The sequence below is a fragment of the Enterococcus sp. 22-H-5-01 genome, from assembly GCF_050310005.1.
In the GTDB taxonomy this organism is placed as follows: domain Bacteria; phylum Bacillota; class Bacilli; order Lactobacillales; family Enterococcaceae; genus Enterococcus_A; species Enterococcus_A hailinensis.
This window is the reverse complement of sequence record NZ_CP189993.1, coordinates 1,954,504-1,967,798: the sequence shown is the minus strand read 5'-3', so window position 1 is coordinate 1,967,798 and position 13,295 is coordinate 1,954,504. Positions and strand designations below refer to the sequence as shown.

The following is a 13,295-nucleotide window of genomic DNA, read 5'->3' as shown; positions in this document are numbered from 1 at the left end:
TTTAATTTCTTTTATACATTTACTAAGTCTAATTCACGTGCTACTTCGTCTTGTACCTCGATGCCTTCTTTTTCTAAACGTTCAATCGTTGTTTTGAAGTTTGGCAAATGCTCTTTATGAGCAATAAATAATTCATCCATCATTCGTTGCGCTGTTTTTCCTGAACGGACCATCGGATTGATCGTGAACGCTTGTAAAGCCGTATCGTAATCACCCGTCACAGCAGCTTCGATCGTTAGTAATTCCATCGCCTTCATGACTTGTAACCAACCGCGTTCTGCTGTTGGGAGTTCACCAAAGGCAACACTGCGAGCACCTTGGCCACCGATATAAGCAGATACTTCGACTACACAATCTGCTGGAAGATCTGGAACAGCACCATTATTTTTAGTTGAAACAACAAGCTGGGTATCTTTATTGGCATAAATCGATGCGATCGATTCACAAGCAGCATCAGAATAATAAGCCCCACCACGTTGTCCAAGTTGTTCTGGTTTATAATCTAAGTTTGGATCTTTGTATAGTTCAAACAATTCTTCTTCAGTTCTTTTCACTTGCTGTGCTCGCGTCCCGATCGTCTTATATTCTTCCAAAGCATGCTCTAACATTTCTTCTTCCATATAATAGTAGCGATGATAGCCACAAGGAATCATTTGCATCTGTTCTAGTAAACGACGTGGGAATGGAATATCATGGATATTTTTTGGTAAACCTGTTTCACCAGCATACATTTTTTCAACGATTTCCATCGTTACATCTTTTCCATGATCATCCGCAACTTTATGCCAATGGAAATGATTCAAACCAGCAAATTTATAAATTAATTCATCTGCCTGCTTGCCTAACATTTCAGGTTCTACCATCGTCGCCATTACCGGCACATTGCATAAACCGATCACTTTGTCCCATTTTCCATAGCGGACAACTGCTTCGGTTACCATCCCACTTGGATTGGCAAAGTTAATCAACCAAGCATCCGGGCATAAGCGTTTCATATCTTCAACGATTTCTAAAATGATCGGAACCGTTCGGAAAGCTTTAAACATACCGCCAGCGCCATTGGTCTCTTGGCCCAACATGCCATAGTAAGCTGGGATTCGTTCATCTTTGATCCGCGCTTCTAACAAACCAACTCTAAATTGCGTAGTAACAAAATCGGCATCTTTCAACGCTTCTTCCCGATCAAGTGTCATGTAAACCTTTACATCATAAGGCGAAGCATCCCACATTCGTTGAGCCATCGCACCAACGATTGCTAATTTTTCTTTTCCTGCTTCAATATCTACTAACCAAATTTCTCGAATCGGTAATTCATCATAACGTTTGATAAAACCTTCCATTAATTCAGGGGTGTAGCTGCTGCCGCCACCGATTGTTGCAATTTTTACACCTGTCGCCATGTGATCGACTCCTTTGTTTTTATTTACAATATAATTATCTTATTTGTAAAATAGATTTTCAATCTAACTAGCAGATAATCCATGTTCATTTACAAAATTTTGATTTATGATCCACCTTTTTGTAAATTTCAATGGAATAATTTGTTTCAATCTTCCTATTAGCTATTTTTACATTTACGTTTAGAATATAATATATGTAAATAAAGGAGTGAGGCAAATGCTATTAACTGAAAAAATGCGACAAACTCGTTTTTCAAATGCCGAAAACACTCTGGTCGACTATATTTTAAAACAAGACCTTGCTATCAAAGATTTAACTGTTAAAGAAATCGCCGAAGCAAATTTTGTCCATCCTTCAACGTTGATCAGGGTCGCTAAAAAATTAGGTTACAATGGCTGGTTGGAATTACGCGATGAATTTCTTTCTGAGCAAACCTATCTACAAACATATTTCGATGATGTTGATGCCAATTTGCCATTTCAAACAAATGATGGACTCATGACGATCGCAAATAAAATCGCGTCACTTGAACGAACGACGATCAATGATACATTGAGCTTACTGAATCACGATGATTTGCAAAAAGCAAAACAACTATTGCTAAAATCAAAAAAAATAAAAATCTTCGGCAGCAATGCCAACCTGTTGATTTCGCAAGATTTTGCGCTGAAGATGCGGCGGATCCAAAAAGATGTCGTAACGAGTCAAACCATGGGTGAGAATGCTTATGAAGCTTTTAATTCCCAAGAAGATACTTGTGCGATTCTTATTTCTTATACTGGAGAAAATAGTTACATCCTACAAGTGGCAGAGATTTTAAAGCGTAGAAAGGCGCCTTTTATTGCTTTAACAAGTATTGGAGATAATACTTTAGCTTCAATGAGTCAAGCAGTTTTACGAATGACGACTCGTGAGCGCCTATACTCTAAAATCGCTAATTTCACGATCAATTCTTCCATCTGCTATCTATTAGATGTTTTATACAGCTGTGTGTTTGCCGAAGATTATCAAAAAAATCTAAATCATCTAATTGAGATTGGTGATTTGGTGGATAATCGTAAAACCAGTTCGGCCATAATGGCCGAATCACCAGAATCGATGATCCACTTTACCGAATCTTTCCGGCCGAATTAAATAGCATTAAAAAATGGAATATGCCGCAGAGGACATATTCCATTTTTTTAAACTAAAACCGTCAGTAATTCATCACTATGGCTGATATCCGTTGCTTGATCTGCTTCGATGATATCTAAATAATCCGCTGAATTTGTGATGATAACTGGTGTTTCCACGCTATAACCAGCGGCTTCGATCGCTCGAATGTCAAATGTGACTAATTTATCACCACGTTTTACTTTATCTCCTTGTTTGACAAAGGATTCAAAAAATTCGCCATTCAATTGAACCGTATCTAAACCAATGTGGATCAATAACTCTAAACCATTATCTGAAACTAAACCAATCGCATGTTTTGTTGGGAACATCGTCATGATCGTCCCATCAAAAGGCGCAATAACTTCTCCGACTGTTGGATGGATCACAACACCTTTACCTAAGACTCCTTGAGCAAACGCTTGGTCTTTCGCAGTATCTAACGGCATGATCGCGCCTTGAACTGGTGCTGTCACGATTTCTTTACGTACTTCCATCGCTGTTTTTTCTGCTGGTACTTCAACAGTCTCTTCATCTTTCCAGAAAATCATCGTTGCAGCAAAACTAAAGACCATCGCAACGCCAACCGCCACAAATTGACCAATCATTCCACTAGCATCATTCGTTGCTGAATTAATATGATTGACGAAACCAAAAGCTCCCAGTCCGCCCATCGTATAATACTTAGCTCCAAATAAGGCAGTTACTAATGCACCAACACCGCCACCGATCATTGAGATGATGAATGGTTTTTTCTTTGGTAATGACAATCCGTAAATCGCCGGTTCAGTCACACCGAAAATCCCTGAAATAACTGCTGGGATACAAAGTTGTTTTAACTTGGCATTTTTTAATTTGAAGAACATTGCCATGATGACAGCCGTTTGTGCAAAGCTGGCTGTGAAAGATGCTGCTAAAATAATATCGGAACCTGTAGTTGATAAGTTGATCATTGCTAATGGAATCAAACTCCAATGCAATCCAAAGATTACAAGTGCTTGCCAGAAGAATCCTACTACCACACTCATCAGAACCGGAGAGAACTCATATAGCGAAGTGAAGCCGCTTCCTAAAAGATTGGTCAGGAAAGTAATGATTGGTCCAATGACTAAGAAACCGAAAAAGACTGAGACTAAGATCGTAAATAATGGGACTAAGAATGTTTGAACCAATTCAGGAACTACTTTTTTCGCTAACTTCTGAACATGACTCGCAAACCAAATTACTAGAATGATCGGCACTACACTGCTCGTATAATCATTTGTGATGATCGGCAAACCAAATACGCGAATGAAAACAGGACTTTCAAACATGGTGTTAGCAAACAGTGTCATGATCGGTTTACCCGCACTTAACGCTGAAGCTTGGATCGTCGGATACACCAATGCGGCACCGATAGCCATCCCAGTGAATTCGCTAACTTTAAATTTACGAGCGGCGGTCAATCCAATCACGATCGGCATGAAATAAAAGATACAATCACCGGCTGCAGTCAAGAATAGATCGGTTCCGCTACCTGCAGTATAAAAATTTAGATATAGAAACAGTGCATTGAATCCCTTTAACATCCCGCAAGCCGCTAAAGCACCTAGGAATGGTTGGAAACAACCTGAGATCACATCGATCAAACGATTAAAAATATTTCCTTTTTCCGTCTCTTCTTCTGAAACCTCGCCACTGATTCCCGCAACCTCTAAGACTTCTGCAAAAACCAATGGTACATGGTTTCCGATGACGACTTGGAATTGGCCGCCGCTTTTCATTATAGTCACAACGCCATCCATATTTTTCAACACTTCTTCATTGGCTTTGCTTTCATCCTTCAATTTAAAGCGCAAGCGCGTGATGCAATGTGTCAAACTATTGATATTCTCTTTGCCACCAACATTTTCAACGATATTCTCAGCTAAATCATGATATTTTCCCACAGTCTGTTCCTCCTAAGTGTTTTCGTATTATTGATTTACTTTTTGGACCAATCGCGCAATATGGATCGTTAAATATAATTTCTCGTCATTCGACATTTCATAATGGTATGACTGTGCGATAAAATCAGCAATTTTTTCGACACATTGATAAGCATTCTGGTATTTTTTTCGAATGATCATTAATAATTCATCATCGGTTTCATCCGTTACTTGGCGCTGATTCATGATGCGTGAAGCAAAGAAACGTAAATGAGTCGTGAAACGATAGAAATACACAGACTCTTCATCTAATTGGACTTTAAAATAATAGCTGGTGATTTGAATAATTTCCTGCATCATTTCAGTCATCACAACAACATTGTCATTTCCATTTTCCGTTTGAGCATTGACGAGGTGCAAAGCAATATTTCCTGCTTCGTCTTCGCCCAAATCCACATCGAATTCTGCTTGGATTTTTTTTACTGCAGCTATCCCGACCGAAAATTCATCTGGGAAGAAGCGTTTAACATCCCAAAGCAGTAAATTTCGAACTCGAACCCCTTCGCTCACTCGTTGAATCGCGCCATAAAGATGGTCAGTGATTGAGATGTAGAGTGAATCATTCAAAGGATTTTTTAACGTAACTTTGGCTTCATCGATGATGTCATTGGCAACTTCAACATACTTTATTGGTACATCTGCTAATAATTCTTGAAACTTATGCGCTAAATCACTGTTGGCTAGCCGATAGGTTTTATCAATTGAGTCCGTTGCTATCTGGTCACCAACTTTCTTTTGAAAAGCCAATCCTCGGCCCATCACAACAATTTCGTTATCATTTTGATCGGTAGCTACCACTACATTGTTGTTCAAAACCTTTTGAATCTGCATCTAACACTCCCCCATCCTTTGATATTTAGAATTTTTCAGTCACTATCAATCATCAATCAGTTCCACTGCTCACCTCCGTGTCTTAGGCAACAAAAAAACCTCATGAAGGTACGACAAATAATTCTCGTACACCTCATCAGGTTTAGCTTGTAATTAAACAATCACTATCCGTCAATTGGCCTATCTAATTCAAAATTATCTTAGCAAACAAAGAAAGCGCTGTCAACAGCTTTTTAAAAAATTACTAGCCAATTAGGGGTGGCTAGCAAATGAAAAAGATTATTTGTGGGTAAATAGACTATAACCTGCAAACCTTAACTGAAACTAAAACTCGTTGTTTCTTAAAAAATAGATCATAAAACAAGAAAAATTATTCGATAAAAACAGATTATTTGAATTATTAAGTAGAATCCTTTAGGGTAAAACTATTAGATAGGAAAGGAAGTATACTCAATGACCAAAAAAATTGCAGCACTTGTTACTGACTTGGTGGAAGATGTTGAACTATCCTCTCCCAAAGAAGCTTTAGAAAAAGATGGCAACGAAGTGACGATCATTAGCTTCGAAGCTGATCAAGAAATCACTGGTAAAGAAGGAACGAAATTCAAAAGCGACAAAAGCATTGATGATGTTAAACCAGAAGGTTTCGATGCCTTATTGATCCCTGGAGGATTTTCTCCTGATCAATTGCGCAGCGATCCACGCTTTGTAGCCTTTGTTACTTATTTCCTCGATAAAGATCAACCATTGTTTGCCATTTGCCACGGTCCTCAGTTATTTATTCAAACTGGATTAACCAAAGGTCGGACGATGACTGCGTATACTACCGTACGCCCTGACATTGGCTACGCTGGCGCCATCGTGAAAGACGAAGCAGTTGTTGTTGATAACAAGCTAGTTACCAGCCGTACACCTGACGATATTCCTGATTTCAATAAAAAAATCATTGAAATACTACATGCTTAAATCAAAAAAAGCCCCGATCGCTGTGCGATCGGGGCTTTTTTAACCCATTTGAGTGAAACAATAGCCCGCGATTCCTAAAAACAAGATTCCCATGACTAGACTACTGCCTAAACTGATCATAATAAAAGGCGACGTCTCTCGATTTCCGCCAGCTTTCAAATTTGTAAACGTTCGTTTGGTGATCCATAATTGCCAAACACCTAATAAGAAAAAAATCACTCCGATGATCATCTGAATAACCCCTTTATTCTTATCTTACCTCGAGCTCCTAACGATGAAAACACTTTTTTAGTTATTTCCCCTAAAATGAACGATAGCCCGCTCAAAATTTGAGCGGGCTATCTAACTAATCAATATTTGTTATTCTAAAGTTGAGGGTGTTGACTATTACTAAAAATTAACTATTTCTCGTTTAAACGATGTATTCCCAAATCCTTCTAATACATCCTTGTAACCCTATAGTTACGCCAGTTTGATTAAATTTCATCAAAATGAGTTAAAGTGTCGCATAAAAATATCTTTCGTATTGAATTAATCATAGCACATTTTTGAAAAAAAGATAATTTATATGATTAAATGTTATCTAAATCTTTAACTGTTTTCTCGTTCACTACATTCCCCGTGTTCAAAGTTGTAGCTGGTTCAAGTAATAATACTTGGGAAATGCCCTCAGAAACCGGCATATGTTCTACTCCTTTAGGAACGATCATTGCTTCCCCAGAGTGCAGTGGATATTCTACTTCTTTTCCATTTTCTTTCACGTGAATCGTAATCAGACCCTCGATCACTAAGAAAAACTCATCTTCATTCTCATGATGATGCCACGTAAACTCATTTTCAAATTTTGCAACTTTTACTTGATAGTCTCCGATATCTCCTAATATTTTTGGCGACCATGTATCGTTAAATTGGCTAAACTTATCACTTAAATTAATAATTTCCATTCCAATCAGCTCCTTATATTCCTTATATCATGAAGGATACCATATTTTTGAGAAAAACAATTATTCAAACCTTTGCATTAAAAAAATTGTACTACCATAAGAAAGCCACTTCTGAAAAATAAAAAACTCTCGAAAAAATTCGAGAGTTTTTTGCTTTAACCGACGATTGCACCATTCGGCATGTCTTTTGGTGCTTCTACTACTTTTAATGTACCATCTGGTGCTTCAGCTGAAAGGATCATTCCTTGGCTGATTTCTCCACGCATTTTACGTGGCTTCAAGTTAGCGACGATCACTAATTTTTTGCCGATCAGGCTTTCAGGGTCTGGATAAAATTGAGCAATTCCTGAAAGGATCTGACGGTCTTGGTCATCCCCTGCGTCTAAGCGGAATTGCAATAATTTATCTGCCCCTTTGACAGGTTTGCATTCCATGACTTCTGCTACTTTTAATTCGACTTTATCAAAGACTTCAAATTTGATTTGTTTGTCTTTGACTGAAGCCAATTCAGTTTCCTCTGGATCCCATTTGATTTTTTCTTCTGTTGGTTGCGATCCTTCAGTCATTTTACCTTGGATATAGGCTACTTCTTCTTCCATATCTAAACGTGGGAAAATCGGTGTGCCTTTAGGTGTTACTTTAGTACTGGCTGGGAACTCGCCAAAATGGATCGTTGCAAGATCCATCATATCGGGGTTCAAGCCCAATTGTTCGAAAATACGTTTTGGTGTTTGAGTCATGATTGGTTGTAAAAGAATCGCTACGATACGTAAGCTTTCTGCTAAATGAACCATCACACTGTCTAACTCCGCTTTACGGTCTTCATCTTTTGCTAAGACCCAAGGTTCTGTTTCATCGATGTATTTATTCGCACGTGAAATCAGTGTCCAGATTTCAGCTAATGCATTATTGAATTCCATTTTATCCATTGATTCGCGGTAACGGCTGACCACATTGGCTGCAGTAGTCGATAATTCACTATCAAAGTCTGTTACTAATGATTTGTATTCCGGTACGATGCCATCACAATATTTATTGATCATCGCAACTGTCCGGTTCAATAAGTTTCCTAAGTCATTAGCTAAATCATAATTTACACGTGAAACAAAATCTTCTGGTGTGAAGACGCCATCTGAACCAAAAGGTACTGCACGCAATAAATAATAACGTAAAGCATCTAGACCATAACGTTCGACTAGCATTTCAGGATAAACGACATTGCCCTTAGATTTAGACATTTTGCCGTCTTTCATCATCAACCAGCCATGACCATAAATCTTTTTAGGTAATGGTAATTCTAATGCCATCAACATGATCGGCCAATAAATCGTGTGGAAACGAACGATTTCTTTTCCTACCATATGAACATCGGCTGGCCAATATTTTTGGAATAAGCTATCATCATCAGAACCATAGCCTAATGCCGTGATATAGTTTGATAATGCATCGATCCATACATACACGACATGTTCAGGATTCGCGTTGACTGGGATACCCCATTTGAACGTTGTACGCGATACAGCTAGATCTTCTAAACCTGGTTTGATAAAGTTGTTGATCATTTCATTTTTACGTGATTCAGGTTGAATAAATTCAGGATGTTCTTCGTAATAAGCCAATAAACGATCGGCATATTTGCTCATTCGGAAGAAGTAAGATTCTTCACGCACTAATTCGACCTCATGACCACTTGGCGCTTTCCCGCCGATCACGTTGCCTTCTTCGTCATGATAGACTTCTGCCAATTGTGTTTCTGTAAAATATTCTTCATCAGAAACAGAATACCAACCTTCGTATTCACCAAGATAGATATCCCCTTGTTCCAATAATTGATCAAAGATTTTTTTGACGGCCGCTTGATGATAATCATCCGTCGTACGGATAAATTTGTCATAGCTGATGTCTAAAGTCTTCCATAATTTCTTAATATCAGTAGCCATTTTGTCCACGTATTCTTGTGGTTCTACACCTAGTTCATCGGCTTTTTTTTCAATTTTTTGTCCGTGTTCATCGACCCCAGTCAAATAAAACACATCAAAACCCATTAAACGTTTATAACGAGCAATCGCATCACAGGCAATCGTTGTATAAGAATTACCGATATGTAATTTTCCGCTTGGATAATAGATCGGTGTTGTAATATAAAATGTTTCCTTCTCTGCCATGAGGCTCCTCCTTTAAAAATAGATTCTCTCGTAGTATACCACAAAATTATCGAGGTTTTCGGTTAAATTGGTCCGGAACAATCTCCACTTTTCATTTTTTTCAGCTATAAGAAAAAACAAGCCAAACTTGACTTGTTCCACTTCTCATTGGATAAATTTTTCTTTTTTGCTAAGCACTGAACACACTATTCTTCAACTAACCGTACCTTTTTTTCAAAATAATGCTTGAGTACTGTAGGTAAAAATAGTTGGTTGAAAGCTACAAATATAAATAAAAAGATAGCATAGACAATCGGGCCATAAATATCTTTTGATGCATGATAATTTTTAGTCGTTCTTGAAATACGATATGTTCGACTCTTTTGATAATAGATTTTAATTTTTTGTCCCTCTTTCAACTTAGGATCATCCAAGGCGACACCATAACTATTTTCTGGAAAACGAACTGTTTGGACGCCATTCTTATCAAAATGTACAATACCGATCGAAGAACCTTTTGCACTGCTTGCGAACTCTTTTTCTGTTTTCCAATTGTCATACCCGATGTACAACATCAAGAAACCTAACAAGATCAGTAAAATTGTACAAAGCCTACGGATAATTTTTTGTTTTGCTCCCACTTAAAAATTCCTCACTTTAACTCGATTACCCTTATTTCAGCATTTGCTGATTAAAAAATTTAGTCAAAACTAAAATAACTCTCTGCCGATTCGCTTTGGTTTGATTGAACTACCTGGTCACACCATCTTTTCGTGCCGCTTCAGCAACCTTCATGGTAATTTGTTCGACTACATTCTCATCAAATGCTGACGGAATAACATAATCTGAATTCAATTCACTGTAAGGGATCGTATCTGCTAGCGCATGGGCACAAGCTAGTTTCATACTAGAAGTTATTTTTTTAGCTTCGGCAGCAAATGCTCCCCTGAAAAGACCTGGAAAAGCTAAAACATTATTGATTTGATTGGGGAAATCCGAACGGCCCGTCCCAACGATATCTGCTCCAGCAGCATTTGCCTCATCATAAGAAATTTCCGGTTCTGGATTGGCCATCGGAAAAACGATATTTCCATTGTTCATTGAAGCAATCATTTTTTTCGTAACGATCTTAGGAGCGGAAACACCGATAAATACATCGGCACCAACGAAGGCTTCTTCCATCGTTCCAGAAAAATTTTACGGAGAAATCAAGGCTAGAATTTCTTTTTCAACAAATGTTGGCTTGCTCATTTGCTGATGTAAAGCTCCCTCTTTATTAAAAGCAAAAATTTCTTTCACGCCCAGTCTAACTAGCATTTGGATAATTGCACTCCCTGCCGCACCGGTTCCAGAAATCACTACTTTCAAATTTTGTGGTTCTTTTTTTACTAATTTCAAAGCATTGATCAATGCTGCCGTAACGACGATTGCCGTACCATGTTGATCATCGTGAAAGACAGGAATATCTAATGCTTCGATCAAAGCTCGTTCGATCTCAACGCAGCGAGGTGCACTGATATCTTCCAAATTTATTCCGCCAAATGTCGGCGCGATAGCTTTCACGATCTGAATGATTTCTTGCGGGTCTTTATTGTCTAAACAAATCGGGACGGCATCAATATCCGCAAATTCTTTAAACAATAATGCTTTGCCTTCCATCACTGGCAAAGCAGCTGCAGGGCCAATATCACCAAGGCCAAGAACCGCCGTCCCATCAGTTACTACTGCTACACTATTTCCTTTCCAAGTATAATCATAAGCCTTCTTCGGATCATCAGCGATCTTTCGACAAGGTTCGGCCACTCCAGGAGTATATGCTAGAGAGAGATCTTCTTTAGTCTTCACTCGTATTTTACTAGTCACTTCAATTTTGCCTCGCCATTTTTCATGCGCCTGTAACGCGTCTTCGTAAATCGTCATCTTATTTCTCTCCAATCATTTTTTCCGGTTGAACCCATTGATCATATTCTGCTTCGGTTACATATCCCAAAGCTAAGGCCGCCGTTTTCAATGTCGTACCTTCTTCAAAAGCTTTTTTAGCGATTTGTGCTCCTTTATCATAGCCGATATGAGGGTTTAAAGCTGTCACTAACATCAAGGATTGCTCTACTAACTGATTCATCCGTTCTGTATTGACCACTAAGCCCTTCAAACAATTTTGATTAAACGAAAGGAGGGCATCCGTCAATAATCGAATACTTTGCAGTAAATCAAAAGCAAGCAAGGGTAAGTAAACATTCAATTCAAAATTCCCTTGCGAGGCTGCGACACCGATTGCTGTATCATTTCCCATGACTTGGACCGCTACCATCGATAACGCTTCACATTGAGTCGGATTGATTTTTCCTGGCATGATCGAGCTCCCCGGTTCATTCGCTGGTAAAGTGATCTCCCCTAATCCACTACGAGGACCGCTCGCTAACCAACGAATATCATTAGCCATTTTTAGACAATTTGCGGCTAACGCTTTTAAGGCTCCGCTGACAAAAACGACTGCATCGCGATTAGCCAATGCATGGAATTTATTCGGTTCACTGATGAAATGAATCCCCGTTTCTTTTTTTACTGCGTCGATAAAAGCTTCTTCATACGCCGTGGATGCATTCAACCCTGTTCCTACCGCTGTACCGCCAATCGCTAATTGACGAAGCTCTGCCAAACTATGGATCAGCATCGTCTCATTATGTTCCAAAGCTGAGCGCCATCCGCTGATTTCTTGGGCAAACGTTATCGGCGTCGCATCTTGGAGGTGAGTGCGCCCAATCTTGATAACTTGTTCATTTTGACCCTCTAATACTTCCAAGGTAGCAATCATTTCATGAATCGCAGGTAGTAATTCACTTTCTATTTTTAATGTTCCGGCAATGTGCAAGGCTGTCGGGAAAACATCGTTGGAACTTTGGGACATATTGACGTCATCATTTGGATGGATCGCTAGATTTTCATGACTGGCAAGCAAAGCAATTACTTCATTGGCATTCATATTCGTCTGAGTGCCGCTACCCGTTTGCCACACAACTAATGGAAAAGCCTCCCACTGCTCTTGTACCAATAATTGGTCCACTGCCTTTTGGATGGCTTCCGCTTTTGGTTGACTTAATTTCCCAGTCTGCCGATTTGCGATCGCAGCCATTTTTTTTACAATAATCAGCGCTTGTAAAAGTTCTTGCGGCATTTTTTCACCGCTGATTTTAAAATTTTGGCGACTGCGTTCCGTTTGAGCTCCCCATAAAGCATCTTTAGGGACTTCAATCTTCCCCATTGAATCTCGTTCCGTTCGTGTTTCCATCTAGCATCTCCTTTATTTTTTGTCGTTTAACTTAATTATCGCTTATTTAACTTAAAAATGATAGTTTATTATTACTGAACGTCCGTTTTAATTGATTTGTTAGTACAAAAAAGGACAAGAGGATTTAAGCTCTTGTCCTTTTTGCTATTTATCTCGGGTATCAAAAATAATCGTAACTGGGCCATCATTGACTAGCGCCACATCCATATCGCCACCGAATTTTCCAGTCTCGACCGTCAATCCAGCTTGACGTAATCCAGTATTGAAATATTCATACAAAGGAATCGCCGTCTCCGGCCGCGCCGCTTTAATGAAACTTGGGCGATTACCCTTTCTCGTATCCGCATATAATGTGAATTGAGAAACACTCAATATACTGCCGTTGATATCTTGCACAGATTGATTCATTTTTCCTGCTTCATCTTCGAACACTCGTAATAATGGGATCTTACGAATCAAATAATCCGCATCTTCTTGGGTATCCTCTTCGTGAATCCCTAAAAGAATCATAAAGCCCCGATCGATTTCACCAATGATTTGATCCTCAATCGTCACACTGGCTTGACTTACTCGTTGCACAACTGCTCGCATACGTACCTCC

Annotated in this window: 11 protein-coding genes and 1 pseudogene; 2 read left to right on the top strand and 10 right to left on the bottom strand. The window is 38.9% G+C overall.

Annotated elements, in window-relative coordinates; all coding sequences use genetic code 11:
* Positions 1–11 precede the first annotated feature (11 nt).
* Positions 12–1,400, bottom strand: coding sequence for a 6-phospho-beta-glucosidase (locus tag ACQKTA_RS10045; protein WP_427813613.1), 1,389 nt, complete (start codon positions 1,398–1,400; stop codon positions 12–14).
* Positions 1,401–1,617: 217 nt separating this feature from the next.
* Between ACQKTA_RS10045 and ACQKTA_RS10040 the strand changes: the two genes are divergently transcribed.
* Positions 1,618–2,535, top strand: coding sequence for a MurR/RpiR family transcriptional regulator (locus ACQKTA_RS10040; RefSeq protein ID WP_332581160.1), 918 nt, complete (start codon positions 1,618–1,620; stop codon positions 2,533–2,535).
* A gap of 47 nt (positions 2,536–2,582) precedes the next feature.
* Here ACQKTA_RS10040 and ACQKTA_RS10035 read toward each other — a convergent pair whose 3' ends face one another.
* The gene (locus tag ACQKTA_RS10035) at positions 2,583–4,481 is read right to left on the bottom strand and encodes a beta-glucoside-specific PTS transporter subunit IIABC (protein ID WP_427813612.1); all 1,899 of its coding nucleotides are present in this window, start codon (positions 4,479–4,481) and stop codon (positions 2,583–2,585) included.
* A 27-nt stretch (positions 4,482–4,508) separates the two neighbouring features.
* On the bottom strand, positions 4,509–5,351 hold the full coding sequence (licT, locus tag ACQKTA_RS10030; RefSeq protein WP_427813611.1) for a BglG family transcription antiterminator LicT: 843 nt from the start codon (positions 5,349–5,351) through the stop codon (positions 4,509–4,511).
* A 453-nt stretch (positions 5,352–5,804) separates the two neighbouring features.
* Between licT and ACQKTA_RS10025 the strand changes: the two genes are divergently transcribed.
* Positions 5,805–6,317, top strand: a complete 513-nt coding sequence (locus ACQKTA_RS10025; protein WP_427813610.1) for a type 1 glutamine amidotransferase domain-containing protein — start codon at positions 5,805–5,807, stop codon at positions 6,315–6,317.
* Positions 6,318–6,356: 39 nt separating this feature from the next.
* Here the strand turns inward: ACQKTA_RS10025 and ACQKTA_RS10020 are convergent, their stop codons facing one another.
* The 7 genes and pseudogenes from ACQKTA_RS10020 to dtd all read right to left on the bottom strand — a co-directional run bounded on the left by ACQKTA_RS10020 (position 6,357) and on the right by dtd (position 13,285).
* Positions 6,357–6,548: a hypothetical protein gene (locus ACQKTA_RS10020; RefSeq protein ID WP_427813609.1), complete on the bottom strand. Its 192-nt coding sequence runs from the start codon at positions 6,546–6,548 to the stop codon at positions 6,357–6,359.
* Between the two features lie 341 nt (positions 6,549–6,889).
* The gene (locus ACQKTA_RS10015; protein WP_427813608.1) at positions 6,890–7,261 is read right to left on the bottom strand and encodes a cupin domain-containing protein; all 372 of its coding nucleotides are present in this window, start codon (positions 7,259–7,261) and stop codon (positions 6,890–6,892) included.
* 155 nt (positions 7,262–7,416) lie between these two features.
* On the bottom strand, positions 7,417–9,426 hold the full coding sequence (gene metG, locus ACQKTA_RS10010; protein ID WP_427813607.1) for a methionine--tRNA ligase: 2,010 nt from the start codon (positions 9,424–9,426) through the stop codon (positions 7,417–7,419).
* 185 nt (positions 9,427–9,611) lie between these two features.
* Positions 9,612–10,046 carry a hypothetical protein gene (locus ACQKTA_RS10005; protein ID WP_427813606.1) on the bottom strand — a complete coding sequence of 145 codons (435 nt, stop codon included), beginning with the start codon at positions 10,044–10,046 and terminating at the stop codon, positions 9,612–9,614.
* Between the two features lie 109 nt (positions 10,047–10,155).
* A pseudogene (locus ACQKTA_RS10000) lies at positions 10,156–11,325 on the bottom strand (NAD(P)-dependent malic enzyme).
* Between the two features lies 1 nt (position 11,326).
* Positions 11,327–12,694 (bottom strand): class II fumarate hydratase, encoded by a 1,368-nt coding sequence (gene fumC / locus ACQKTA_RS09995; protein ID WP_427813605.1) that lies wholly within the window; start codon positions 12,692–12,694, stop codon positions 11,327–11,329.
* A gap of 144 nt (positions 12,695–12,838) precedes the next feature.
* Positions 12,839–13,285, bottom strand: a complete 447-nt coding sequence (dtd, locus tag ACQKTA_RS09990) for a D-aminoacyl-tRNA deacylase (RefSeq protein WP_332580674.1) — start codon at positions 13,283–13,285, stop codon at positions 12,839–12,841.
* Between the last annotated feature and the right edge of the window lie 10 nt (positions 13,286–13,295).